This window comes from Phyllobacterium ifriqiyense (genome assembly GCF_030817885.1).
GTDB lineage: Bacteria > Pseudomonadota > Alphaproteobacteria > Rhizobiales > Rhizobiaceae > Phyllobacterium > Phyllobacterium ifriqiyense.
Genome location: NZ_JAUSZT010000002.1, coordinates 304,281 through 331,031, shown reverse-complemented (window position 1 = coordinate 331,031; position 26,751 = coordinate 304,281). Strand labels below are relative to the sequence as shown.

Sequence of the window (26,751 nt, the reverse complement as noted above, 5' to 3'; positions counted from 1 at the left end):
CCACACAGTCAGGCTGTCACTCAATCGGCAAATGTGCTTGTCTTACCAAATCTGCCTTGAGTCGCGCGGTTTCCATTCCAAGTTCAATGAATTGGCGAGCATGTTTTGCAAGGGCCAAATTATCATCCCAAAGGTTACGCCAGATTGCGGTCTTAAGTGACAGATTTTCATCAACTATCGTCGTGGAAAAGGACTCAAAAGTTAGGTAATCGTCCCAGCCAATTGCGATCAATGAATCAAAGATAGCGCCGAAATCGATGCTGCCGGTGCCAAGATAGCCGCGATGACTTTCACCAATATGAATGTATCCAATTTTCTCGGCAGCATGCCGGATAGCTAATCCGACATCAGCTTCCTCAATGTTCATGTGGAATGTATCCAAATGCAACAAGACATTCGATGCACCGGTGTCGTGAATATAAGCCAGACCTTGAGCTGCTGTATTGAGCATATTGCTCTCGAAACGATTTACGATCTCGAGATTGAGCGTCACGCCTGCTGCTTTCGCATGGTCGGCGACTTTTGAAAGCGCCGTAACGCTGTTATCCCAGCCCCGTTTTGTCAAAGCATGTTCTTGCTTCCCATGCGCTGAAGTCAATATTCCCGCAAGCTTCGATCCGCCCAAGTCGCGGACAAGAGCAATCGCCTTGTCCAGAATATCCGTTCCATTGCCAACGATGGCCATATCGGAACTTGATATATCGCCATCAGGCGGCAAACCCATACTGATCGCTACATCGAGCCCAAGGTCTTGAATGCGCCCGGCCAGCCACTTTACATCGACCTGTCTTGGATCAAGATATGAAAATTCGATCAGCTTATAGCCCAGTTCATGCGTTCGGTTGAGCGCGTTTTCCAGATCGCCTTTTGATGAGCCTGCGCTCCAAACGAATGAGTGAACACCGATTTTTGACATGGAAGACTTTCTGGCAATTGAGAAGGGTTAAAAAAGACCTGCCCGCATCATTATCGCGGACAGGTCTTGACGAAAAACTCTACCGAGCGGCAGTCCAACCTTTGTATTCCCTTTATATTATCGGCAGTAATCAACTTGGGATCGAGAAGAACTGTCGTTTCGGCAGGTTTGTTTCCGTTCATCAAATCAACCGCCATCTTGAGGGAATCGCCGGCCATAACATAAGGATCCTGGGAGGCCGAAGCCTTGATCATCGACTTTCCACTGGCGAGAGACTTCTCAATATCCGGCGCACCGTCGACGGCGGTGAGGAAGAATTCGCTGCGATTCAGCTGCTTTGCAGCCAATTCTGCGCCGATTGCCGTCGGATCATTGATTGCAAAAACGGCATCGATCTTGTCAAATCGTGTAAGAAGTCCCTGCATGACGGCAAGGCCACCATCGCGGGAACCCTGGGCATTTTGATCGTCCGACAGGATTTTAATTTCCGGGTTCTTTGCTAAAACACTCTTACAGCCTTGAACCCGATCTATGATTGAAGACGAAGCCGGACCGTTGATGATCACGACATCGCCCTTTCCTTTGAGCTGATCTACAATGTACTGACAGGCTTCCTCGCCGGCTTTTATATTATTGGTCATGACAGTAACATCGGCGCCGGGAGCCGACACATCGAATGCAGCAACAATGACTCCTGCTGCCTGAGCCTTTTTCACCGCTGGTGCAATTGCCTTGGCATCCACCGCATTCAGCATGATGATGTCCACGCCAGCGGCAACAAAGCTGTCCATCTGCGAGACCTGCTTGTTAAGATCATAATCCGCCGAAACAGACGTTACCTGTACGTTTGGGTTGATCTGTTTGGCGCGATCTTCAATGCCCTTGATCGTCGCTACAAAGAATGGATTTCCTAGAAGGCCGACCGAAATACCGATCTTTTGCAAGTCCTTGGCCGCAGCAGGCATGACAAGCGAAGCAGCAAGCGCTGTTCCCATAAGCAATTTCGAGATAACTTTCATTTTTTCCTCCATTTATGACGCTCCCAGCGTCTTGTTGCCCGGACAGCCGGGTTTGGTTGACCACACGTCAGGTGCGGCTCAATCCTTTCAGTCGGTACCGGTCGAGACCGACCGCGACAATGATGACAAGGCCTTTTATGATGTACTGCCAAATGTCCGAGACGCCTACCAAGATCAGCCCGTTAGAAAGGACCGCGATAATGAGAGCGCCTACGAGAGTTCCCCAGATCGAGCCGACCCCTCCAACGAAGCTGGTCCCCCCCAGAATGACTGCCGCGATTGCATCGAGTTCGTACGACTGACCAAGCTGAAGGCCATTGGCAGCATAAAGACGTGCCGCAGACATGACGCCTCCAAGGCCCGAGAGCAGCCCGGAGATGCTGTAAACAAAAAGCAACACTAATGGTACTTTTATGCCTGTCAGGCGTGCCGCCTCAATGTTTCCCCCCACCGCGTATATCCATGTGCCAAGGACTGTGCGTTTAAGCACAAACCACGAAATCAGGATCGTCGCCAATGCTATGATTGCCAGCCAAGGGACGCCAAGAAAATTTCCATTTCCTATGAAATCAAAAGGCAGGTCTGCATTGAATATCGTTGTGTCGTTGCCAAGCAACCGCGCGATACCGCGCATAGCAGTCAGCGATCCAAGGGTCACGATGAAAGGTGGAAGATTTAAAAAGGCAATGATGCTCCCATTCACCAGACCACAGGCAAGTCCAACCGCGATCGCAGCTGGAATACCCAGCATTCCAATATCCGGAAAAAGCGAAACGATTACGCCGACCATTGCAGAAGCGGCCAGGATTGAACCGACTGACAAATCAATTCCGCCTGTCAGAATGACAAAAGTCATCCCCGCAGCGAGTACGGTGTTAATTGACGCCTGTTGCATCACGATCGAAAGATTATTGACGCTCAGGAACCGTCCGCTCAACAGGTGAAAGCCGATCGCAAGGATTATCAGAACCGGCAGCATCCCCAAGGCAGTGAGCGTCGATCGAAATCTGGCCTTGTCCTGTTCTTTATCTGTCAATGTCGCGGTCATTATTTCATCCGTTTCCGTTCTTCTGCACAGTCAAGCTCGACCGGCAGAAGAGCCGGTCGAGAGGGCCATTATTGCTTCCTGATCTATAGGTTTGTCTGGCGTAGCTCTGACTTCGCCCGCAATTTGCCCGTCCCGCATGACGAGCACGCGATCGGCAATCCCGATGATCTCTGGCAGATCACTGGAGATCACCACAATAGCGATGCCGGTTAGGGCAAGTTCATCGATGATGCGGTAAATTTCGGATTTTGCGCCAACGTCGACGCCACGTGTAGGCTCGTCAAGGATAAGCACGCGCGGTTTGGTTTCCAGCAACCTTGCGATCAACGCTTTTTGCTGGTTGCCTCCTGACAAGGCTCCGACATTTATATTGGCGCTTCGCGTCCTGATTGACAGCGAGGATATGGCGCGATCTGCGCGCGATCTTGCGGCGGCAGAATTAATGACCCCGCCCTTCGCCGCGTCAGCGGCCATCACACCCATATTAATGTTCTCGCTAATTGTCATGTCGAGGAAGAGACCCAGCCCCTTACGATCTTCTGTCAGATAGGCGATGCCTGCAGCGAGCGCATCGTTCGGATTTGAGATGGAAAGCTCCTTGCCAGCCAGTCTTACAACGCCGGCCGTTTTCACATCGGCTCCAAAAATCAGCCTAGCAAGTTCCGTCCGTCCAGAACCGACCAACCCAGCAATACCCAGAACTTCACCCGCGCAGGCATTAAAAGAGCAATCATGCACGCGGCGCGCATCACCAATATTCTGCACCGAAAGCACCGTCTCCATCTCGCCGTCAGATGCGTGATGTTCCTTCTTGTAAAATGATGACAGATCGCGGCCAACCATCATTGATACCAGTCTGGAAGCTGACAATTCCTCTCGCTCGAGGGTTCCAACGTACGCACTGTCACGCAGAACACTCACCCGATCGGCAAGCTGGTAAATCTCTTCCATCCGATGACTGATATAGATGATTGCAATACCATGTGCCTTTAGACTTGCTATAACTTCAAACAGGCGATCAGTTTCCCGCGAAGTCAGCGAAGTTGTTGGTTCATCCATGACAATTATGCGTGCATTGGTGGTCAATGCTCTCGCAATCTCGACCATCTGCCGCTCGCCAAGGGAAAGTTCGCCGACCCGTCGCGAAGCAGAAAAATCAATTCCCAGGCGCCTGAGTATCGGTTCTGTTCGCTCGCGTATCTGGACTTTGTCTACCACACCAAACCGCGAAGGTTCCGCACCAAGGAACATGTTTTGGGCTACCGTCAGATTTGGGGCGAGAGATAGTTCCTGATAAATTACTGAGATGCCACTGGCCTTTGCCTTAACTGGGTCGCCCGCCACAACAGGAAGACCATCAATGTGAATACTCCCGCCAGGGTCAGCCCTATAGGCTCCCGACAGAACCTTCATCAGCGTTGATTTCCCCGCACCATTTTCGCCCATAAGCGCATGCACTTCACCTGCATGAACGGTCAGCGACACGTTGGACAACGCGCGTATGTTGCCGAAGGTCTTGCTGATGTTGCGCATCTCCAGCACAGGAGCGGAGACTGCGAGAGACGAAACGGTCATACCAGCAATTCCTTGTGATCTACTTGCCGACCTGACGGGTGACCGCTTTCGACCATGGCGCGCCACGCGTCGCGATAATCCGTCAAACCGGCAATTACAGATGGCAAAGCTTCTCGGGTGTCATTGGAGAAGGGGTTTGAGCCAACTTGACCGTATACGAGTGCTGCTGCACCAAATGCGCTGCCCTCCGGATTTTCGCTTGAATAGATTCGCTGGTCTTGCCGCAAGCTGGCCAGCAAGTTTGCGTACAGTCCAGTTTTGACCAAACCGCCATCAACCACAATTGCGTTGGTTGACTGGATGAGATCAAGTGACAGATCTGTCATCAGTGCAACGTATAGCAGAGCCGCACCAGCGCGCTCCTCGCCGTCGACAGACGGCCCTGTGAACCGACCCGTTTGATTTTGAGCGGGCCCGCCCGGCGCAAAGGAGGGAAGAACAAATATGCCCTTGGCTATGACCGATATTAGTACGTCAACGGATATGGCGTTATTCCAGCCGCCACTTGCAACATCATATTCACGCCCTCCCATAAATCGGATGGTTGCGGTCGGTTGGTGATCTACAGTTACGTTGGCCAACATATCACGCCGCGAATCGAGCACCTCGAGCGGGCAAGACGAATTAAAAATGATGATCCAAGTGCCGGTAGAAACCAGGGTGAAGTCTTCAAAGCCAAGCGATCGATAATAATAAAGTGCAGCATTACTGTCATGGACGCCATTGTGAACCGCAACCTCAGCGGATGTCCCATTTTCCAGCTCAACGACATATGTTCCAATCCAATCACCTGCCCTTGCCAGCTCCGGCATTTTTTCCCGCCATCCCTGAGACGTCACCAAGCTGCTAAAGTCATCTGCGAGCGGTGCCCAAAGATGGGAGTGACAGCCAAGATAGGAAACTTCTGAAACCTTGTGGCCGGAAAATTTCCATGACCAAAATTGAGGATATGAAAGGATTGCATCCGCCTCGTGGATTAAGTCTGGATTGCGCTCCTTCAACCAGAGGATATGGCGTCCATAATTAAAGCCGAGTGGCAACGCTGGAGAAAATGTCTCGGAGTATTTTGGTATCAGTGTGTCGATTTTTCCAGCAATATCCGTGGGCGGTTCCTGCTCATAGTCCAGTATGGGGTGGATCAGCTTCTCTCCGCGAACTAATGCAAAGGTACAGCCATGTCCTGAAAACATAATGCTGTTGACGCCATGGTCGCAAACTGCTGCCCTCAACGAAAGCTTTACCCACTCAAAAAGGGCCGCATCGTCGAGAACACGGAGGTCGCCGACATCATTCCAAACGGGTCTGGTGCGGGCTTGTGCCACTACTTTTCCCGTGGCCGTCAAAACAAACAGCTTGGAATTTGTTTTGCCTAAATCAAAGACTGCGATGACGGGGTGATCTGTCAATTCTGCGACCCCATTCTTGCAATCAGGATCGTGATTCCGTGATCCTCCAACATTTTTGCACCCCGCATCCGACAATCCGTCATCGATCACGATGGTCCCTATTCGCGAAAGCGGCAGCACGATATTGCGGGGTGCGATGGAAAGTTTTCGGCTATCGGCCAACAGGACAATTTCATCAGCACAGCGGCTTAACTCACTTATCGCCTTGGCGAGCAGTGGATGAGACTCGAGCAAGCCATCATTGTTAATTCCCTGAGTTCCAACAAAGAAGCGCGAGGCAAAAAAATCAGGCACGCTGGCAGAGGCATCATGTATTATACCGGGCTCGCGGTATAATACGCCACCTGCAAGCGTCAAGTTGCATGTACCATGCTCGCCCAAATAGGCGGCTAGAGGCATCGAGTTTGTGTAAAGACGTACATTTCGCCGCGCCAGCTGGATCCCCAACTGGAAGCAAGTTGATCCGGCATGTACGATAATTGAATCTCCATCGCGCACGAGGCTTGCCGCCTTTTCGGCAATGGCCCGTTTTGCCTCTACTGCAATGTCGCGGTTTTCATCGTAAGGACGAGCTGAAAGACGCGCACCTGTGCTCACCTCATTTGCGGAAATTCCGCCGTAGACCTTCCGGGCACTTCCAATTTCATGAAGCTTGTCAATATCGCGACGAATGGTGGCGGGCGATACGCCCAAGCGCTCCTGCAGGTCGCGGACCGAAGCAAACGGCGTCTCCTGCAACAAATCAATAATCTGCTTATGGCGCTCAGAATCGTTCATTCAACCTCCCGGCGTCTCCCAACACCAATGACGCAAGATAATCATACAACCGGGTAGCCTGCAAGTTTGATAGATGGAAAAACCTCATCATTGACGATTTACAATCAAAACTCTAAGTTTCGATAGAAACTTTGATCACCATGGCTTGATGCCTTCCAAGTCAAAACGTAAGTGAAGCGCGCAACGGTGGTATTGATGTATTCGAGCAAGACCCTGACGAACACCTTTGAGCAGTTCCTTGATCTCTCAAGCCAGATCGGCAATGACATCCTCAAAACGCAAGGAGCTGGCGGCAACACTTCGTTGAAAGCAGAGGGGGTCATGTGGATCAAAGCATCCGGGACGTGGCTCGCCCATGCGAAGGAGCGGGACATTATGGTACCTGTGCTGGCGGCACCCTTAGTGGATGCCTTGCGTTCTAGCGACTCTCGTGCCGATAAAGCGACCGATTTTATAGTCGGCAGCATGAACACCAGCAGCCTTCGGCCTTCCATAGAAACGAGCTTTCATGCCGCCCTTCCCAGCCGGGTTGTTGCGCATTATCATTGCGTCAATACGATCGCGCTTGCAGTCCTTGGGCAACGTGAGAAGGTGCTCGCGGCACGCATGGCTAAAATACCGGATCTGAAGTGGGAGATGGTCCCTTATCGCCGACCGGGAACGCCGCTTGCACGGCAAATCGAAAAGATCGCGCACAGGGCGCCCGATGTCCTTATTTTGTTTAATCATGGCATAATCGTCACGGGCGACACGGCAGAAGACGTTGCCGGAAAAATTGGACGTGTCAGCGCTGCTCTTGCCACCGATCCACGCAGTACAGGTGCGCCCGACATTGCAGCTCTGTCGGCTATTGCAAAGGACTCTGCGTTCCGCCCGGCCCCCGATATGGAAAGCCATAAGACAGCTCTTTCGCCATTAAGCATGGCTTACGCACTTGGTGGGTCCCTATATCCGGACCACGTCATTTTTCTGGGCACGGAGCTTGGCGTTGTCGATCCCGAGGGCTCGATTGAGGCAGTACTCAACAAATACAGAAACCGCAACAAAGCTGCACCGAAGCTGCTCCTGGTCCCCGGAAAAGGTATTCTACTTTCAAATGAACTTGCCCAAGGCGGAGAAGTTATGGCCCGTTGCCTTGCAGAAGTTACTGCACGGATTCCCGAGGGAGAAAAAATTGCCTACCTGAGTGAAGATGATGAACACCAATTGAACCATTGGGAGGCAGAACAATACCGCCAGACGCTGGACCGGAGAGCGCCAGAGGCGGCTCGTTGACATGAACTTCGCCGGCAGTGCAGCATCCGTCGATGATGGGCTGGAAAGTTGGCACCATACGCAATAAAGACGCCCATCTGTGTTTCCAACCATCGCGCCTTAGTGGCTGGTGGCGCTCCTGCGAGTTCATCAATCGCGCGCTTTCGATCTCAACAATCTTGTCAATGCCCCCCAACGAATGGTGGTGACCCGCCCCTGTGAGGCGGGTCGGGTTCGCGATTTAAAAATCCATACCAGCACTTGCTGGTAGTGCAGGAGATGTTTCCTTCTTCGGCTTTTCAGCGATCATGGCTTCCGTTGTCACCAATAAACCGGCAACGGAAGCTGCGTCCTGAAGCGCCGTGCGTACAACCTTTGCCGGATCGATGACGCCCTGGGCGTAAAGGTCGCCATATTCACCCGTTTGGGCATTCCACCCGAACGAGAACTCAGATTTTTCACGCAACTTGCCCACAATGATCGACCCTTCGGCACCCGCATTCTCCGCAATCTGGCGCGCTGGCGCTTCGATCGCACGGCGAACAATTTCGACACCGACTTGCTGGTCTGAATTGGCCGTATAGATGTTGTCCAGCGCGTTGACAGCACGCAGCAGGGCCACACCACCACCCGGCAGAATGCCTTCTTCAACGGCTGCTCTCGTTGCATGCAGTGCGTCGTCGACCCGGTCTTTCTTTTCCTTGACCTCGATTTCCGTGGAGCCACCAACGCGAATAACGGCAACGCCGCCTGCCAGCTTTGCCAAACGTTCCTGCAGCTTTTCACGATCATAGTCAGACGTGGTCTCTTCAATCTGCGTGCGAATTTGGCTGACGCGACCCTCGATCTCGGCTTTTGAACCGACCCCATCGATGATGGTGGTGTTTTCTTTTTCGATTACAACCTTCTTGGCTCGGCCGAGCATATTAAGGGTCACATTCTCGAGTTTTATACCCATGTCCTCGGAAACCACCGTTCCGCCAGTCAGTATGGCAATATCTTCGAGCATGGCTTTGCGGCGATCGCCGAAACCGGGCGCCTTGACAGCAGCGATTTTCAGGCCGCCGCGCAACTTGTTGACGACCAACGTTGCCAACGCCTCGCCTTCGACATCCTCGGCGATAATCAAAAGGGGTTTACCAGATTGCACGACTGCTTCCAGAACCGGGAGCATGGCCTGCAAATTGGAAAGCTTTTTCTCGTGGATAAGAATATAGGGATCTTCCAGTTCGGCCCGCATTTTGTCCTGGTTGGTGACGAAATACGGCGACAGGTAGCCTCGGTCAAACTGCATGCCCTCAACCACCTCCAATTCGGTCTCGGCGGTCTTGGCTTCTTCAACGGTAATGACACCTTCGTTGCCCACTTTTTCCATTGCTTCTGCCAGGTATCGGCCGATCTCCTCATCGCCATTTGCAGAAATCGTGCCCACTTGGGCAATTTCCGCGTTTTTGGAAATCTTGCGAGCATTGTTTTTCAGTTCGCCGATAACGGCATCAACCGCAATATCAATCCCGCGTTTCAGGTCCATCGGATTAAGGCCCGAAGCAACGGCCTTTGCGCCTTCCCTGACGATAGCCTGAGCCAGCACGGTTGCCGTTGTTGTGCCGTCTCCGGCAAGATCATTGGTCTTGGATGCTACCTCGCGCAGCATCTGAGCACCCATATTCTCGAACTTGTCCTCAAGTTCTATTTCCTTGGCGACAGAAACACCGTCTTTTGTGATGCGCGGTGCACCGAAGGACTTGTCAATCACAACGTTGCGCCCCTTGGGACCCAAGGTCACTTTTACAGCATTTGCAAGAATATCGACACCGCGCAGCATACGCTCACGCGCGTCCGTGTTGAATTTTACTTCCTTGACAGCCATTTAATTGCTCCTTTTTTCACGCAGCAGTTTATAATGATACGTCCCGCTCACGCAGCCTTCCTCTCGATCGTCTGAGCCTCTACAATGCCCATTACATCACTTTCCTTCATGATCAGTAGTTCTTCGCCGTTGATCTTGATTTCGGTACCTGACCATTTGCCAAACAAGATACGGTCTCCGGCCTTAAGCTCGAGGGGCTGAATTTGGCCGGCTTCGTTTCGCGTGCCAGGACCGACGGCCAATACCTCGCCTTCCTGCGGTTTTTCCTTGGCTGTGTCAGGAATGATGATGCCGCCGCTTGTCTTTTCTTCAGACTCGACGCGGCGGACTAGAATACGATCGTGTAGCGGTCGAAATGTCATGTTTTCCTCCATGGACAAACAAATCATGTTCAATTTCACTCCCGGACCGAAAGCCAATCCGGAGTGGGCGCTATCCTTGTTCAAGCGATAGCGGCTATCGATCTGGTTTCAGCAAGACACAGTTTCAATATCTCAAATCAAAAAAATTAGCACTCTCTAACGCCCGCTGCTAACACTATGTAAAGAAACAATAATTTTACCATCAACGCCCTGTTTTTTGTTGATTTCTGCACGGTTGTGGACCAAACTTGGTTATCGTTACGCAATGGAGATGAAGCATGCAGTATTCATCGCAATTGGAGCGCCAGCTTGACGGTTACGGCCTGACAACAGCTCATATTCTTTATCGCATTCCCGATTTTGAATCCGTCCTGCAGACTTTCGTCTGGCAGGACTATGATGTAGCGCCGGAATTTCCGGTCATGAGGAAGTTTCTTGATTTCTGGCATGACAAACTCGACGGGCCCCTGCATTCCATCCGCTATACCCACAGGCGTCTCATCGGGGCTAATGAGTGGCGGCTTGTCAGCGGCGAGATCAACATTCACTAATCCCGGCAATTAAAGAGCTCTGGGCTCGGGTTTGCCAGCTGGTCGACACTGTTGCGATGCTGGAGTTTTGCATGCGTAACTCAATGCCGCCAAGCGCGGCGGCTCCATTTGCTCCCAGCGCCAGCAAGGGGCATTCGCTTCCCGTGTTAGACACGGCCGGGCGCATCGTTCCACGCCAGGCAAGATTGAAAATCCCGACATCCTGCTCAGGAAGACCGACGAATAGCGACGAGTCATCACCGTCTCGGAGGAGGCGCGGAGCGTGCGCAATCGCGATCGTTCTGCCGGGGCAGATCCCCGGCATGGATAGAAAGTCAAATATAATTAGCCATGGATGGATCTGGACAGCACCTGCAATCATCTCATTCCAGTTAAACCGGATGCAGCAATGATGAGCGGCTCGTTGAACCCTTGCCTATGATCGGACCAGGGTTGTTATCAACACCATTACCGAGTGTATAGAGCTCTTGACCGCTCGAGATGTTTAAGAACAGCAGCTTCGGCTCCGTCTGCATCTTTCGCTGCCAAGCGATCGAGAATTTCTTCATGTTCGACCAGCGTAAACTTTTCCTTCCCGGTCCAGATGAGCATGTCGGTGTGATAGGCCTTCAACCAAGCAAGCATCGCCTCACTTACCGCGACAAAGATCGGATTTCCCGAAATCTGAGCAATGCGGCTATGAAACCGCATGTCGGCTGAAATGAACTCTTCCGCTTGACCCAGCGATTGGCGCTGGCGCTCGATGATGGCCCCGAGATCGGCGATGTCTTGTGGCTCTATGCGCAAGGCAGCCTCTCGCGCCATCCCCCGCTCGAAGAAGATACGGCTGCTCTTGAGATGTTCCAGCGTGTCCGATGATTGTGACAGCATGATTTTTGCGGTCAGGTCAACTTGACGGAAGATTGACTTCGCCGTCAACTGCAGGACCTTGGCGCGCTCGCCATGTGAAATATTGACCAGCCCCATATTTGCAAGCGCTTGCATGGCCTCGCGGATTGCTGGACGCCCAACGCCGAACCGCTCCATGAGGACCCGCTCGGAGGGCATATCGTCTCCCGGCTTCAACTCGCCCGATGTGATCATCCGTTCCAGACGGTCGAAGACTTCATCAGACAGTTTCCGACGGACGATCTGGTCAACAGGCTGGTTCATAGGGTCTCGCTGGTTCAAAACTCCACTCCTTATACAAGCTAACAGGACCTCGAGAATAGGGCTCGCGGCGAAATCGCGCTGCATTCCAAAATTCTTCTTCACAGCCGTTGGAATACTCATTATACCACATCATGAGTTGACGCCACGAATATTCGGCGGCATTGGGAGCAGCGATTTCATGATGATCCACTTGACGTACCGCATTGAGACACCTGGCAATATCGAGGCCATGGCTCAGAAGATCGCCAGCGACCAATCAACAGGAACCTTCGTCCCAGTCCCGGGCGAAACTGAGGAGCTGAAGGCTAGAGTTGCAGCGCATGTGGTCTCGATCAAGCCGCTGGAAAATGCTGTGATACCGACTTGGCCCGAGCTTGAAAAAGGCCATGCCAGGCTGCGCCGCGCCGATGTCGAAATTGCTTTTCCCCTTGATGCCGTCGGTACGGATCTATCTGCATTGATGACAATTGCGATAGGCGGAGTCTACTCGATTAAGGGCATGACCGGCATACGCGTCGTCGACATGAGACTCCCCGATGCTTTTCGTTCTGCTCATCCGGGCCCACAATTTGGAATCGCCGGGAGTCGTCGCCTGTCCAATGTGTACAGCCGTCCGATTATCGGCACCATCGTCAAGCCGGCACTTGGACTGCGTCCGGGAGAAACGGCAGCTCTGGTAGAAGAGCTGGTACGGTCAGGGGTGGATTTCATCAAGGACGACGAGAAGCTGATGAGTCCGTCCTATTCTCCGCTCAGGGAACGCGTCGCAGCAATCATGCCACTCATTCTTGATCATGAGCAAAGGACCGGAAAAAAGGTCATGTATGCATTCGGAATCTCGCACGCTGATCCCGATGAGCTGATGCGCAATCACGATCTGGTGCTGAAAGCCGGCGGTAATTGTGCCGTCGTCAACATCAATTCAATCGGGATGGGCGGAATGACCTTCCTGCGCAAGCGCTCTGGTCTTGTGCTGCATGCCCATCGCAATGGTTGGGATCTCCTGACACGAAGTCCGGGCGCAGGCATGGATTTTAAAGTTTGGCAGCAATTCTGGCGTCTGATCGGCGTTGACCAGTTCCAGATCAATGGCATCCGTGTGAAATATTGGGAACCGGATGAGAGTTTCATCTCCTCCTTCAAGGCTCTGAGCACGCCGCTCTTTGATAAATCCGATTGCCCGCTACCTGTGGCCGGTTCCGGTCAGTGGGGTGGTCAAGCACCCGACACCTATAATCGGACCGGCCGGTCAACAGACCTTCTCTATCTATGTGGAGGCGGCATTGTCAGCCATCCGCAGGGCCCAGCCGCTGGTGTCAGAGCTGTACAGCAGGCCTGGGAAGCGGCCGTCGCCGACATTCCACTTGGCCTTTATGCCAAAAACCACCCGGAACTTGCGGCATCTATCAACAAGTTCGCCAATGGCAAAGGCGCTTGAGGTGCTGATGGCGCGCCCACTTATCAGCTACTACGGAGATGATCTTACCGGTTCTACCGATGTCATGGAAGCACTGGCGCTCAACGGTATTTCTACAGTGTTGTTCCTGGGCATTCCAAGCATTGATCTGCTCGAGCGATTCAAAGATTGCCAAGCGATCGGGATTGCCGGCACGAGCCGTAGTCAGACGCCAGAGTGGATGGAAGACCATCTTGCTCCTGCCATTGAATGGCTGCATGGACTTAAGGCTGAAATTTGTCACTATAAGGTCTGTTCCACCTTTGATTCCAGTCCGCGCATTGGGAATATTGGCAAAGCAATCGAGATTGGAAAGAGGATTTTTGCGCAATCATGTGTGCCTGTGATTGTCGGCGCGCCGCAACTCAGACGCTATACCGCCTTTGGTCATCTCTTTGCCGCTTATCAGGGTACGGTCTTTCGCATCGACCGCCATCCGGTCATGAGCAGGCACCCGGTGACACCGATGGATGAAGCCGATCTTACCGTGCATCTGAGCAGGCAGACCAATCTGCCGGTACGACTGGTGGACCTTGTAACACTGCTTGGTGAGGACGCAGACAGTCTGATTGCGGCACATGAAACCACCTCGGGGGTGTCGCTTATCGACGTTGACGGCGATCTGTCCCAGAGGGCCGCAGGCAGGCATCTGTGGCAGCTAAGAAGAAATGGCGGCCTGTTTGTCGCTGGCTCCTCCGGCGTGGAATACGCTCTTATCAGCGCGTGGCGCTCCGAGGGTGTCCTGGGCGCACCGCCCAATTTTGCCTTTCCTGGTAAAGTGGACCGTCTTGCAGTGGTTTCTGGCAGCGTTTCACCGACAACGGAACGGCAAATACGCCGCGCAAGCGCCGGCGGCTTCAACACTGTTGATCTTGATCCATTACAACTGATAGGCGAAAACACCAATCAGGCTGTGAACGACGCAGTCAAAGCAGGATGTGTAAGCCTGAATGCCGGGCGTAGTGTCATCCTCCATACGGCACTTGGTCCGTCAGCCGATCGCGGTGCAGACATCGACCATATCGCCGGCGCGCGACACCGTCTCGGACAGGTCCTTGGCACTATTCTGCGCCGTCTCGTCGAAGAACAAAAACTCGAGCGTGTAGTTATTGCGGGCGGCGATACCTCCAGTCACGCTCTCCAGGAGTTACATACGGAAGCCTTGACGACATTGCTTCCACTGCCACAAACGCCCGGATCACCACTCTGCATCGCTCATGGGCCATACGGACCCACAAACGGTCTTCAGATTGCCCTTAAAGGAGGACAGATTGGGGCCGATGATTATTTTGCTCAAATCCAAGATGGAAGAGGGGCATAAATCATGACCTTCTGGATTGGCACGAGTTTCAAGATGAACAAGACGCTGGCGGAGGCTTTGGCCTTTGCCGAAGCTCTTGCTGCCGGTGATGAAAGCCGCGATCAGCGGTTTCAGCGCTTTGTCATTCCGCCGTTCACAGCGGTGCGTGAAGTCAAAGCCGCGTTGAAAGACACAAGCGTCAAGGTCGGTGCCCAGAACATGCACTGGGATGATGCAGGTGCATGGACCGGTGAAATATCGCCGCTGATGCTGAAGGACTGCAATCTCGATCTGGTCGAGCTTGGACATTCCGAGCGCCGCGAGTTTTTTGGTGAAACCGACCGCACGGTTGGCCTCAAGGTTGCAGCAGCCGTGCGTCATGGATTGACCCCGTTGATCTGCATTGGTGAAAGTCTGGCTCAACGCGAGGCCGGAGAGGCCGACGCCGTGCTTGCTGCGCAAGTGCAAGCTGCCCTCGGCCTGCTTGAAGGTGAAGCGAAGCGGCAGCCGGTCCTTCTGGCCTACGAACCCATATGGGCAATCGGCGTCAATGGCATTCCGGCAACGTCCGACTATGCAGATGAACGCCATGGGAAGATCGCGGCTGTGGCCAGGTCGGTGCTCGGCACTGCCGTACCTGTCCTTTATGGCGGCAGCGTCAATCCTGAAAACTGCGCCGAACTTATTGCCTGCCCGAATATTGATGGCCTGTTCATTGGCCGTTCTGCTTGGGCAGTAGAAGGCTATCTTGATATTTTACAGCGGGTCGCAAAAGCAATTCCAGAAAAAGTGGGAACCGGTTTTCCGTCCGGAATTGCGTAAAGAACAGATCTAGAAAGGAAAAACTCATGAAAATAGCAATTGGAGCCGATAGTGCGGGTAAGCCTTTGCTCGATATCATTGCTGCGCATCTTGCGACAAAGCCGGAACATGTCATTGCAGACCTCAGCCAGTCCGGCTTTTATGCCGATCTTTCGCAAAAATTGGCACAGACAATTGTCGATGGAACCAATGAGCGCGGCATTCTCATCTGCGGCACAGGCATTGGCGTCAGTATTTCAGCAAACAAGGTGCCGGGCATTCGCGCCGCGCTGACCCATGATACCTATTCCGCCGAGCGTGCTGCCAAATCCAACAATGCGCAGATCATCACCATGGGCGCGAGGGTTATCGGCCCGGAACTTGCCAAGGCTATCGTGGATAAATGGCTGGAATCCGAATTCGATCCACAAGGCGCATCAGCAGGTAATGTCGAAGCAATCGATAGGTTGGATCGCGCGAAATAAGCGTCGAATATGATGGAGCGATCATTGACTCATCATACCAGTTGATGTACCAAAACATATATTCATGAGGTGAGGAAACATGACTGCAATCGCTCTACTCGGTGCCGGCGGGAAAATGGGCTACCGCTTGGCCAAAAATCTGATGGGCTCACGCTTTGAGGTGCGCCATGTAGAAGTAAGCGATGCCGGCAAGTCTCGCCTTGAAGAAGAGCTTGGCCTGTCATGTGTAGATATTAACACGGCACTTGCGGGTGTTGATGTTGTCATTCTTGCGGTTCCAGATACAGTCATTGGCAAGGTCGCCGCCAGTATTGTTGATAGGCTGGTTGCGGGAACCATGGTCATTGCGCTCGACGCAGCAGCGCCCTTTGCGGGACACCTACCCGTTCGACCCGACCTGACGTATTTCGTCACCCACCCGTGCCATCCACCGATTTTCAACGACGAAACCGATATGCAGGCGAAGAAGGATCACTTTGGAGGTCTCTATGCCAAGCAGCATATCGTCTCCGCGCTGATGCAGGGTCCCGAAACGGCTTATACTCTGGGTGAGGAAATTGCCAAAGTGATCTGGGCGCCGGTCATGCGGTCTCATCGTGTCACCGTTGAACAGCTCGCCATTCTCGAGCCGGGCTTATCGGAAACGGTAGCGGCTTCTCTGCTCATGGTCATGAAGCAGGCGATGGATGAATGCGTGACGCGAGGGGTGCCAGAACAGGCCGCACGCGACTTTCTGCTCGGCCACATGAACGTCCTCGGCGCGGTGATCTTCGGTGAAGTTCAGGGGGTGTTCTCCGACGCGTGTAACAAAGCCATCGAATTTGGTATTCCAGCGCTTATGCGCGACGATTGGAGAAAGGTGTTTGAGCCTTCCGAAATCGCTGAAAGCATCCGGCGCATCACCTGACCGGCATGGGGCCTTAAATCCCACAATCACTATCGGCTTCGCCGGGAACGGAGCCGTTCATTTTATCTGGGAGGAACGACATGAAATTCACACGCAGACTATTGCTTGCCACAGCTGCGATACTGGCAATTGGCACAGCAATGCCGGCCTATGCGGCAGACCTTATCGCAATTATCACACCGTCACACGACAACCCTTTCTTTAAGGCGGAAGCAGTGGGCGCGGAGGCAAAAGCCAAATCACTTGGTTACGAGACCTTGATCCTTGTTCACGATGATGACGCGAACAAACAATCGCAGCTTATCGATACTGCCATTGGTCGTGGCGCCAAGGCGATCATTCTCGATAATGCCGGCTCAGAGGCGTCCATTGCTGCCGTCAAGAAGGCCAAGGACGCGGGAATACCCTCATTTCTGATCGACCGTGAGATCAATGCCACCGGTATTGCCGTTTCCCAGATCGTTTCCAACAATTATCAGGGTGCGCAACTTGGAGCTGAGGAGTTCGTCAAGTTGATGGGCGAAAAAGGCAACTATGTCGAGTTGCTTGGCCGTGAAGCTGATCTGAATGCGGGAATTCGTTCGAAGGGTTACCATGACGTCATCGACGAATATCCCGAGATGAAAATGGTTGCACAGCAATCTGCAAATTGGAGCCAAACGGAAGGCTACTCCAAAATGGAGACCATTTTGCAAGCCAATCCCGATATTAAAGGGGTGATTTCCGGCAACGATACCATGGCAATGGGAGCGATTGCAGCACTGCAAGCGGCTGGACGAAAGGACGTTATCGTTGTCGGGTTCGACGGGTCCAATGATGTTCGCGATTCCATTAAATCCGGCGGTATAAAAGCGACGGTCCTGCAGCCTGCCTTTGCTCAGGCACAGATGGCTGTTGAACAGGCCGATGTCTTCATCAAGACGGGCAAGGGACCTGCGGAAGAAAAGCAGCTGATGGATTGTGTGCTGATCAATGCCGACAATGCCGCAGCGCTTGAAACTTTCGCCCTGAAAGATTGATACTCCAGAGAATAAGTGCGGTGTGGATGATTTCCGCACCGCACGATTATTCCTTTGGAAGGGAGCAGTATTCATGCCGAACCCTCGCAAAGCTGCCGCGGCCTGCCTCGCCATTGCGCTGATTTTGACCGGCTGCAAAATTATCAAGACGCCGACGGCTGAAGAGGCCACGGCGGCGGCAAACGGCGGGTTTAACCCGGATCAACAGGTTGCCGGGATTTGGGACACGAAAGTCATCTCGTTTCTTGAAAAGCGCGCCGGCACATTCCAAGAGGTGTATGCTCTTTCCGCAACTGATCTGAATGCGGCCGCCGCTGCCTATGGGCACAAGGAAAAGGAGGGAAGCGCACCCTGGACTTTTGCCGCCAAGGTTTCCGGTACCATCATTAAAGCCGAAACGAAATCCCGCGCGGCCTATCTCGACACCGATGTCAATGGAGACGGCAAGGCGGATGTCCGCATTCAAATCGGTCCGGTCATCAAAGGGACAGCACTGCGTGACAGCCTCGATTTTGTCAATTTCAATGAGTTCAAGAACCAGATCCAATGGGCAGAATTTGGCAAAGCATTTAACACGCACGTTAATAAATTAACGCTTGAAAAGCTGCCGCGCGAAGGACTGGAAGGCAAGAAGATCGAAGCACTCGGCGCCTATCCCTTACCGTCAACCGGCCAGCCGGCATTATTTACGCCAGCCACCATCGCGATCGGCGGCTGAGATGACGGTTACGGACAAACTCCACACAATCCTCAAGCTCGACGATGTCACCAAGGTCTATTCGGGTATCGTTGCAGTCAAGCGCGCCACCCTTGAATTGTATCGCGGCGCGGTCAACGTGCTCGTCGGCGAAAACGGCGCCGGCAAGTCAACGCTGATGCGCATGATTGCAGGCGTCGAGAGGCCAACCCTCGGCCGCATTCTCCTGGACGGCACAGAAGTCGAATTCAATTCGCCAGCCGATGCGCAGAAGCATGGCATCGGAATGGTGTTTCAGGAGCTCAATCTCTTCGGCAATCTTTCCGTGGCCGAGAACATCTTCCTGACCCGGGAGATTACCCGTGGCATGCGTGGCATCGATCACAAGGCGCAGGTGGAAAAAGCCAACCATTTCCTGGATAAACTTGATGCTGGCATCAATGCCGAGACCATGGTCGAAGACTTGCCGATTGGCCAGCAGCAGCTTGTTGAAATCGCCAAGGCAATCTCGCTTCATACCCGTATATTGATCCTCGATGAACCAACTTCAGCCTTGTCAGCGGCTGAAGTCGATATTCTCTTCAAGGTGATCGGCGAACTGAAGGCGCAAGGTGTCGCGATTGTTTATATCTCGCACCGTCTCGAAGAACTGATGCGCATCGGTGATTATATCACGGTGCTGCGCGATGGCCGGATCACCGGTCAGGCCATGATGAGGGACATCGACACAAGGTGGATCGTGCGCTCGATGATCGGCTCTGATGCCAAGGATTTCGCCAAGTCTGTTGACCACAAGCTCGGGCCGGAAGCCTTCCGCGCGGAGGATATCTGCTTGCCGCGCAAAACCGGAGGCCTCTCTGTCGATCATCTCTCCGTTTCGGTTCGCGCTGGAGAGGTGCTCGGCATATACGGCCTGATGGGCGCGGGTCGCAGCGAATTTTTTGAGTGCGTCATCGGACAGCATGCACACTCGACCGGAAAGATTTTTGTGGCAGGCGAGGAGGTCATTGCCCGGGATACGTCCACGCGGATCCGCAAAGGCCTCGCACTGATCCCTGAAGACCGGCAGCGTGAGGGTCTCGTACAGGTGCTTTCCATCGCCTCGAACCTGACCCTCGCCAGCCTTGAGAAATTTGTCAAATTTGGCTTCCACATCGTCGGCGAACGGGAAAAATCTGCCATCAAAGACTCGATCCAGAACCTTTCTATCAAGGCACCCAATCCGGATTTCGATGTTACCTCCATGTCCGGCGGCAATCAGCAAAAAGTCGTCATCGGCAAGGCACTGATGACCAATCCGAAAGTGCTCCTCATGGACGAGCCGAGCCGCGGGATTGACGTGGGTGCAAAGGCAGACGTGTTTCGTACCATGAGACGGTTGGCTGGCGAAGGTCTCGCCATTCTGTTTTCGACCTCTGACCTCGAAGAGGTTATGGCATTGTCCGACCGTATCGCCGTGATGAGCAACGGCAGGATCACGGCTATCCTTGACCGGGCTGACGCGAGCGAAGAACTCATTATCAAGGCCGCGTCTGAAGGACACAAATCCGCCGGGCATAATGTTATTGGGGAAATTGCGTGATGGCTACGGCAACTGCGAGTGAAAAAACATCCGGAGCATACAGCGGCTCCATTCTGCTGACACTGATGAAACTGCGAACGTTCATCGCACTTTTTGCCGTCATTGTCTTCTTTTCGATCTTCGCACCCAACTTTTTGTCGGCGGCAAATATCATTCTGATGTCAAAGCATGTCGCGCTTAATGCATTTCTCGCTATGGGCATGACGTTCGTTATCATCACCGGCGGCATTGACCTTTCCGTGGGCTCGATTGTTGGCCTTTGCGGCATGGTGGCAGGCGGCCTCATCTTGCATGGCATCGATCTGCAGTTCGGCTATACGATATATTTCAACATCGTTGAAGTTTGCCTGATCACGCTCGCCGTTGGCGTCGCCATCGGCGCAATCAACGGACTTTTGATAACTAGGCTTAATGTTGCTCCCTTTATCGCCACGCTTGGCACCCTCTACGTTGCCCGCGGATTTGCCCTGCTTTCTTCCGACGGACAGACCTTTCCGAACCTCGTGGGGAAAGCCGAACTGTCAACCACGGGATTCGGTTTCCTCGGGTCCGGCCGTGTTTTTGGTCTGCCGGTTTCCATCTGGATGCTCATTGTTGTGGCACTTGCCGCGGCCTATCTGGCAAGATACACGCCCATCGGTCGCCAAATATTTGCCGTTGGCGGCAATGAGCGTGCTGCCCGCATGTCCGGCATCCGTGTCAATCGCGTCAAAATGTTCGTCTATATGTTCTCCGGCTTTTGCGCAGCGATCGTTGGCATCGTTATTTCCTCCGAGTTGATGGCCTCGCACCCGGCGACCGGTAATTCCTTCGAACTCAACGCAATCGCTGCAGCCGTATTGGGCGGCACCTCCATGTCCGGGGGGCGCGGCACAATCGGCGGTACCATTATCGGTGCCTTTGTCATCGGTATTTTATCCGACGGCCTGGTGATGATGGGCGTCTCTTCCTTCTGGCAAATGGTCATCAAAGGTATCGTCATCATCGTCGCAGTGGTGATAGATCAGGCACAACGCCGCTTGCAGCAACAGGTCGCCCTGATGCAGTTAGCTTCGATGGCAAACGCCAATCCAAGCCGTGCGCAAGATTTTGGACACGGGGACAATCGGTGAGCCTTTCTGGGGCAGATTCTCGTTTCGCTCCGGTTATAACGTGTTTTCCGGTCAGCCTTATCTGGCTGAGGGAAGGCGCTTTATCATTGAGGATCTCGGCATCCATACGCTTGACATCGCCCGCTATATCCTTGGCGACGTGAGGAGCCTGTCTGCGCGCACAAAGCGCGTCAATGGAGCCATCCAGGGAGAGGATGTAGCAACCATACTACTCGATCACGAAAATGGCGTGACCTCCGTCGTCGATGTAAGCTACGCCACCAAGCTCCGAACAGATCCATTCCCCGAAACTCTGATTGAACTTGATGCGACAGAGGGTTCGTTACGCCTGTCTCAAGGCTACCGGCTTCAGATCAATGGTCCACTTGGAAGCGAGGTTCTCGATGTGTCGCCGAGGCTCCTGTCCTGGGCATCACACCCCTGGCACAATATCCAGGAAAGTGTGCTTGCGATCCAGCAGCATTGGACAGATCATCTTCTGGTCGGCACGGAGCCCTCCACCTCCGGTGCGGATAATCTGAAGACATTTGCATTGGTGGAGGCTGCCTATCAAAGCGCCGAATGCGGTCAGACAATCGACATAAGAGCGCTATTGAAATGATCGCTGATCTGGATCATTTCAGGCTTTTTGGCACTCATCAGCGCCAAGCTCGGCCGATCCTTCTGACAGCGGGGAGACTATCGGCGGAATTCACCTATAGCGGCTTGAGGACGGTTTGCTATGACGGCGTGGAGGTATTGCGTGCAGTCTCATATCTGATACGCGACCGAGATTGGGGCACATATCTACCCCTCATCGAGAATCTTCGTATCAACGAGAACGATGATGGATTTCTGATCGCTTTTTTGGCCCGGTACAAAGGCAATGCAGAAACAGAATTGGAGGTCTCAGTCGCAATTTCCGCGACCATTTCTGGCGTTCTTACATTCGAAACCGAAGCGCTCTCGCATACGGGATTTGAAACCAACCGCTGTGGATTTTGCGTTCTTCATCCGATCATCGGCCTTGCAGGCACCACTGTCACTGTCGAACACGTCGACGGCGTGGTAGAACAGACGCAGTTACCATTTTTGATTGAACCCTGGCAGCCTTTCAAAAATATGCGAGCGATAACGCATAATGTTATGACCGGGGTCAAGGCTGAATGTCGCATGGAAGGCGACACGTTCGAGATGGAAGACCAGCGAAATTGGTCAGACGCCTCCTACAAGACCTATGTCCGTCCGCTGGCTCTGCCTTGGCCTTACGAGATTCCAGTAGCAAAACCGGTCAAGCAGCGGATCGCGCTGACCATAACTGATACGCGCATTGCGCCCAAGTCGGCGCCGTTTTCTTCCCGGCCCAATCCGGCAGTCGTCGTAACCCATGGCGTCAAGTCCGGGACAATACCGCACATTGGCCTTGTCGTAACTCCGGAAGAAGCCAAGGCAACGCTCGCTGCACGCCAGCATCTTGCCGATGTTGCTCCACAGGAATTGCTGTTCCATTTTGATCCATTGGCCGGGCACGGAAAAGAAGCTTTTGAGGATTTTTCCGCAATCGCCGGAATCCATCGCGGCAATTCCACCCTGGAAATTGTGCTTCCATGCCAACAAACGGCGGCAACGGAACTTACCCTAATCGCAGCACAAATGAGTGCTTCCGGTTTCCATCCCCAGGCCATTGTCGTATCCCCTGCCGTTGACAGACAATCAACACCGCCCGGCAGTATCTGGCCGCAATGCCCACCCCTTGAGGAAGTCTATGACGCTGCGCGCGCTGCCTTTCCGCACGCGCGGCTTGGAGGCGGCATGCTCAGCTATTTCACGGAACTTAACCGCAAGCGTGTACCGGCCCGTGCGCTCGATTTCATAACTCATTGTACAAATCCCATTGTGCATGCGAGCGATGATCTGAGCGTCATGCAAACCCTGGAAGCCTTGCCCTTCATTACCCGGTCAACACGCGCGATTTACGGCGATAAAGCCTATCGCATCGGACCATCGACCATAGCAATGCGCCAAAATCCGTATGGCAGCCGCACGATGGAAAACCCCGCGGGCGCACGCATTACAATGGCAAAAACCGACCCGCGACATAACAGCGTATTCGCTGAAGCGTTTGCAATGGCCTACGCGATTCAGCTTCTCGACGCCGAGCTTGAATGCCTCACTCTTTCAGCATTGACCGGTTCCTTCGGGCTTATCGCCGGACAGGGAGAGCCGGTTATCGAGGGTGGTAAAAGACCACTGTACAACACAATCAAATGGCTGGCCGGCGTTGCGCAAAGCAAATGGCAGGAATGCGTCTCGTCAGATCCTACCCAAGTCGTCGCTTTTATCGTAGAAGGTGCAAAGGGATCATATCTGCGGCTTGTGAACGTGACTTCGGAAACGAAAAACGTCGACGTAGAAGCCTTCAATATTAAAGCGGATGACGCGCAACCAATGGTCGCTCTCGGGCCGCTGGCGACCATATCGCTGAATTTGAAAGACAATCCTCTCTAACCCTCGACAATGAGTACGCATTCCCATGTCTGCGCACGAAACTTAGGTCACAGGTAGTTCCGTTCGGTCGAACCTACCCTGGCGACCGAGGAGCGTATTTGGCGACCTGAATGTCGTTAGCGGAACAAACGCCCTTGATAACGTCTGGACGAAAGGTATTCAGTCGAATCTGCGTCCAGGTCCGTTTGTTCCATCCGTCAGTCACCATTTGCCCTGGCCTTGATAACCTCGTCGTGTTTTTCTTCGATAAGCGCTGAACATGTCCGTAAACCGGCTATCGTATCTTATGGCGTTTAAATCGGAATCGTTCTTGAACCACATTGTTTGGTAGTAGGAGCTTCTAGGCAAAACACACTGCAGAAGCTGGATGGCTTGCTCAGCGTCGCCGATCAACGAGTATACGCACGCAACGTTGTATTGTGCTACAACATCATCGGGATCAATCGCCAACGCCCGGTCGGCCCATTCACGGGCACGTCGATCATCGCCAAGATGGGCCCAGGCAAGAGCTCCTCGGTGGGCTGGTCCGGAATTCTCCGGGTTTTGTTTCAATGCCTGTTCGGCCCGCCATAACCCCACGCGAGCCCAACTTTCGATCTCTGTTGAGTTGCCAAGCGATGCGTAAGCGCTCATCAAGTGAACGGGCGACAGATAATCATCAGGTTTGAGCTCGGCTGCCCGTTTAAAGAACTGTACTGCTGCCTCGAAATTTCCTCGCATGTAATGGAAGCGAGCATAGTGAAAATTTGCCTCGTGCAGACCCTGATCAATCGCCAGCGCGTGTTGAAACGATGCGGCTGCTTCCTCATCTCGACCAGCCTGATGCAGCGCCAACCCACGGGAAGCATATGCTTCGGCCAAATTTGGGTCCAGCTCAAGGGCCCTGGCCGCCATTGCCGAAATTCGTTCCAACGGAAAATCTTCCGGCTGCCAGTCCCGCAAGGCTGCCTCGCAATCTGCAATACCAGCATAGGCACGGGCGTAATCGGGGTCCAGTTCCACTGCCTTGCAGAACATGCGTCGTGCCAGGTGAAGATAGGATTTCGTCCAGGCATGAGAGAATTGCCGCCCACGCAGATAATAGGTGTACGCTTTTACATTCCCTGTTGGCTCGGTCTCGATCGCCTTGCGCTCGTCCGGCAACAGTTTGATTTTCAATTGACTGACGATTGCGTAGGTTATTTCATCCTGTATCGCAAAAATATCTGTGAGCTCCCGATCATATCGTTCCGCCCAGACATGACCGCCATACATGGCATCAATAAGCTGGCCTGTTATGCGGACGCGTCCTTCAACTTTGCGAACACTGCCTTCCAACACATAGCGCACACCAAGTTCCTGTGCGACCTGTTTGACTTTTATGGATTTGCCTTTGTAGGTGAACACGGTATTGCGCGCCACGACATGAAGGCTCGAAACCTTTGACAGATCGGTAATTATGTCTTCGGTAATCCCGTCGGAAAAATACTCCTGTTCTGGATCGCAGCTCATATTGGTGAATGGCAAGACGGCTATGAATTTCTGAGAATGATCAGGCACGTCAAGCGTTGCGGGTAAATCGGAACCTCTTGTGCTCGCCTCGCCAAAACCAACCGTGTAGACTCTGATGTTTTGCTTGATATTTTTAAGGGATTGCTCACCCCGGTCCATGAAACCCAAATTAAGCCGGGAGCCAATCTGATCGCGAACGGATGCGGCCACGGCAATGCCGCCCGGTTGCGCAATGCTTTCAAGACGCGCGGCGATATTGACGCCGTCGCCAAATATATCGCCATCCTCAACAATTATATCGCCGATATTAATCCCAATGCGCAGTTCAATCCGGCTGTTCTCGTCTACATCGCGGTTGCGTTCCGCCATGCCCCTTTGGATATCAGCTGCACAGGCAACAGCGTTGACTACACTGGAAAATTCCACCAGCATTCCGTCACCGGTCAGCTTGAAGATCCTGCCGGAATGGTCGCTGATCAACGGATCGATAAGTTCACGGCGATGACGCTTGAAACTGTCGAGCGTTCCCGCCTCGTCAACGCCCATCAAACGGCTGTAGCCGACAACGTCAGCGGCGAATATAGCGCTCAGTCGACGTTCCAAATGGCCTCCAGATATCAATTGGCATGTGCAAACGTTTACCATAGCCGCTTGCTTGTGTGATGTCGCGTCCATCATTCGATTGAACAGCACCAGGAGAAGCCACGGCTCCCGCCACCAAGCGGACTTTTTTACGACGGCGATGGTTGCCCATTTGCCCGGAACCGAATTCAAGTGCTGGTTAGATCGTGCAGGGCCCAGCAAGGCAAAGCTGTAACGATCAGCTGAACTGCATCATTCGCGCCTTGGCATTCATTCCGACATCCGCAGTCGATATCGCGAGCAACCCTTCATACCTTTCCTGTTTCGGCTTAAACGAATTGCGTGGAGATCATTGACCTTGCCTCCACACAGTGAGTTAACCGGTAGATAATTGCCTACGATTCTTGCGTCAAAGAAGGTACATCATGCGCGTACTTCTCATTTTCAGCTCTCTCATCGCTGGAACCATTGCCGGAATATACCTATTCGGAATGATTTGGCGAACAACAGCTCCGGAAGGAACAACGGCAATGGTTGTTGGCGCTGGCATGCCGGTTGTCGTCGGAGCTCTGACTTTTCTTGGCACAAAGGCGGCAGATGGCAGGCGGCCAAGCCTGCGCAATCTGCAGACATGGCTCGTTCTTTTGGGAATAGCTGCCTCCGCTGTTGGCCTTTTCGTGCTGTTGATCGTAGCTGCCTTCCTGGCGGTTCAGCGCGGTTAGAATCCAGGTAGAAACGACCGATCCTAAAGAAAACAGCGGCGCATATTGTTGGGCTTCGGTAAGCTGATATTTAGTGAGCCCCCGGACGCAATCGAATGCGGATCCATGCATATGGGCAACTGAGCGGGCGCTCTAACTCCCATGGCTATCCAAGAAGTTCTCGAGATGATTCTGGCACCC

General features: G+C 53.2%; 20 protein-coding genes and 4 pseudogenes. 14 read left to right on the top strand and 10 right to left on the bottom strand.

The annotated features are described in order from the left end of the window. Positions 1–16 precede the first annotated feature (16 nt). The 6 genes and pseudogenes from QFZ34_RS03160 to QFZ34_RS03135 all read right to left on the bottom strand — a co-directional run bounded on the left by QFZ34_RS03160 (position 17) and on the right by QFZ34_RS03135 (position 6,741). Positions 17–916 carry a sugar phosphate isomerase/epimerase family protein gene (locus tag QFZ34_RS03160; RefSeq protein WP_307276843.1) on the bottom strand — a complete coding sequence of 300 codons (900 nt, stop codon included), beginning with the start codon at positions 914–916 and terminating at the stop codon, positions 17–19. 79 nt (positions 917–995) lie between these two features. Beyond that, a pseudogene (locus tag QFZ34_RS03155) lies at positions 996–1,935 on the bottom strand (ABC transporter substrate-binding protein). Between the two features lie 67 nt (positions 1,936–2,002). After that, positions 2,003–2,983: an ABC transporter permease subunit gene (locus QFZ34_RS03150; protein WP_307276840.1), complete on the bottom strand. Its 981-nt coding sequence runs from the start codon at positions 2,981–2,983 to the stop codon at positions 2,003–2,005. Positions 2,984–3,013: 30 nt separating this feature from the next. After that, complete coding sequence (locus QFZ34_RS03145) at positions 3,014–4,558, bottom strand: sugar ABC transporter ATP-binding protein (RefSeq protein WP_307276837.1); 1,545 nt, start codon at positions 4,556–4,558, stop codon at positions 3,014–3,016. Next, positions 4,555–5,217: pseudogene (locus QFZ34_RS23290) on the bottom strand (carbohydrate kinase); the annotation flags it as partial. The pseudogene QFZ34_RS23290 and the gene QFZ34_RS03145, both read right to left, overlap by 4 nt. A gap of 743 nt (positions 5,218–5,960) precedes the next feature. Further along, positions 5,961–6,741: pseudogene (locus QFZ34_RS03135) on the bottom strand (DeoR/GlpR family DNA-binding transcription regulator). A gap of 195 nt (positions 6,742–6,936) precedes the next feature. On the opposite strand from QFZ34_RS03135, the gene QFZ34_RS03130 reads away from it, so the two are divergent. Then, entirely contained in the window at positions 6,937–8,016 is a 1,080-nt protein-coding gene (locus QFZ34_RS03130; protein WP_307276830.1) for a class II aldolase/adducin family protein, read from the top strand. A 220-nt stretch (positions 8,017–8,236) separates the two neighbouring features. Here QFZ34_RS03130 and groL read toward each other — a convergent pair whose 3' ends face one another. Beyond that, a complete protein-coding gene (gene groL, locus QFZ34_RS03125) occupies positions 8,237–9,865 on the bottom strand; it encodes a chaperonin GroEL (protein ID WP_307276827.1) in 1,629 nt (542 codons plus the stop codon). A 47-nt stretch (positions 9,866–9,912) separates the two neighbouring features. Then, on the bottom strand, positions 9,913–10,227 hold the full coding sequence (locus QFZ34_RS03120) for a co-chaperone GroES (protein ID WP_307276824.1): 315 nt from the start codon (positions 10,225–10,227) through the stop codon (positions 9,913–9,915). A gap of 278 nt (positions 10,228–10,505) precedes the next feature. On the opposite strand from QFZ34_RS03120, the gene QFZ34_RS03115 reads away from it, so the two are divergent. Then, positions 10,506–10,778, top strand: coding sequence for an usg protein (locus QFZ34_RS03115; RefSeq protein WP_307276821.1), 273 nt, complete (start codon positions 10,506–10,508; stop codon positions 10,776–10,778). 447 nt (positions 10,779–11,225) lie between these two features. On the opposite strand, the gene QFZ34_RS03110 is transcribed toward QFZ34_RS03115, so the two are convergent. Then, the gene (locus tag QFZ34_RS03110; RefSeq protein WP_307276818.1) at positions 11,226–11,930 is read right to left on the bottom strand and encodes a transcriptional regulator NanR; all 705 of its coding nucleotides are present in this window, start codon (positions 11,928–11,930) and stop codon (positions 11,226–11,228) included. Between the two features lie 178 nt (positions 11,931–12,108). Between QFZ34_RS03110 and oiaX the strand changes: the two genes are divergently transcribed. The 11 genes and pseudogenes from oiaX to apnL all read left to right on the top strand — a co-directional run bounded on the left by oiaX (position 12,109) and on the right by apnL (position 23,776). Further along, positions 12,109–13,368: a 3-oxo-isoapionate-4-phosphate decarboxylase OiaX gene (gene oiaX, locus QFZ34_RS03105; RefSeq protein WP_307276816.1), complete on the top strand. Its 1,260-nt coding sequence runs from the start codon at positions 12,109–12,111 to the stop codon at positions 13,366–13,368. A 7-nt stretch (positions 13,369–13,375) separates the two neighbouring features. Next, positions 13,376–14,707 (top strand): four-carbon acid sugar kinase family protein, encoded by a 1,332-nt coding sequence (locus QFZ34_RS03100; RefSeq protein ID WP_307276813.1) that lies wholly within the window; start codon positions 13,376–13,378, stop codon positions 14,705–14,707. Between the two features lie 3 nt (positions 14,708–14,710). Next, complete coding sequence (locus QFZ34_RS03095; protein ID WP_307276809.1) at positions 14,711–15,508, top strand: triose-phosphate isomerase; 798 nt, start codon at positions 14,711–14,713, stop codon at positions 15,506–15,508. 26 nt (positions 15,509–15,534) lie between these two features. Further along, the gene (derI, locus tag QFZ34_RS03090; RefSeq protein WP_307276806.1) at positions 15,535–15,972 is read left to right on the top strand and encodes a D-erythrulose-4-phosphate isomerase; all 438 of its coding nucleotides are present in this window, start codon (positions 15,535–15,537) and stop codon (positions 15,970–15,972) included. Positions 15,973–16,051: 79 nt separating this feature from the next. Beyond that, positions 16,052–16,879, top strand: a complete 828-nt coding sequence (locus tag QFZ34_RS03085) for a phosphogluconate dehydrogenase C-terminal domain-containing protein (protein ID WP_307276802.1) — start codon at positions 16,052–16,054, stop codon at positions 16,877–16,879. An 80-nt stretch (positions 16,880–16,959) separates the two neighbouring features. Beyond that, on the top strand, positions 16,960–17,898 hold the full coding sequence (locus tag QFZ34_RS03080) for a D-ribose ABC transporter substrate-binding protein (RefSeq protein WP_115055601.1): 939 nt from the start codon (positions 16,960–16,962) through the stop codon (positions 17,896–17,898). Between the two features lie 73 nt (positions 17,899–17,971). Then, positions 17,972–18,616, top strand: a complete 645-nt coding sequence (locus QFZ34_RS03075; protein ID WP_307276798.1) for a DUF2291 family protein — start codon at positions 17,972–17,974, stop codon at positions 18,614–18,616. Position 18,617: 1 nt separating this feature from the next. Next, complete coding sequence (locus QFZ34_RS03070) at positions 18,618–20,177, top strand: sugar ABC transporter ATP-binding protein (RefSeq protein ID WP_307276795.1); 1,560 nt, start codon at positions 18,618–18,620, stop codon at positions 20,175–20,177. Beyond that, positions 20,177–21,289 carry an ABC transporter permease gene (locus QFZ34_RS03065; protein ID WP_307276792.1) on the top strand — a complete coding sequence of 371 codons (1,113 nt, stop codon included), beginning with the start codon at positions 20,177–20,179 and terminating at the stop codon, positions 21,287–21,289. Before QFZ34_RS03070 ends, QFZ34_RS03065 begins: the two co-directional genes overlap by 1 nt. Then, positions 21,231–21,890 (top strand): annotated as a pseudogene (locus tag QFZ34_RS03060) (Gfo/Idh/MocA family protein); the annotation flags it as partial. The gene QFZ34_RS03065 and the pseudogene QFZ34_RS03060, both read left to right, overlap by 59 nt. Continuing rightward, a complete protein-coding gene (gene apnL / locus QFZ34_RS03055; RefSeq protein WP_307276789.1) occupies positions 21,887–23,776 on the top strand; it encodes a D-apionate lactonase in 1,890 nt (629 codons plus the stop codon). The pseudogene QFZ34_RS03060 and the gene apnL, both read left to right, overlap by 4 nt. A 201-nt stretch (positions 23,777–23,977) precedes the next feature. Here the strand turns inward: apnL and QFZ34_RS03050 are convergent, their stop codons facing one another. Next, a complete protein-coding gene (locus QFZ34_RS03050; RefSeq protein WP_307276784.1) occupies positions 23,978–25,870 on the bottom strand; it encodes an adenylate/guanylate cyclase domain-containing protein in 1,893 nt (630 codons plus the stop codon). 404 nt (positions 25,871–26,274) lie between these two features. Between QFZ34_RS03050 and QFZ34_RS03045 the strand changes: the two genes are divergently transcribed. Then, positions 26,275–26,571: a hypothetical protein gene (locus QFZ34_RS03045; RefSeq protein ID WP_307276781.1), complete on the top strand. Its 297-nt coding sequence runs from the start codon at positions 26,275–26,277 to the stop codon at positions 26,569–26,571. Positions 26,572–26,751: the final 180 nt, after the last annotated feature.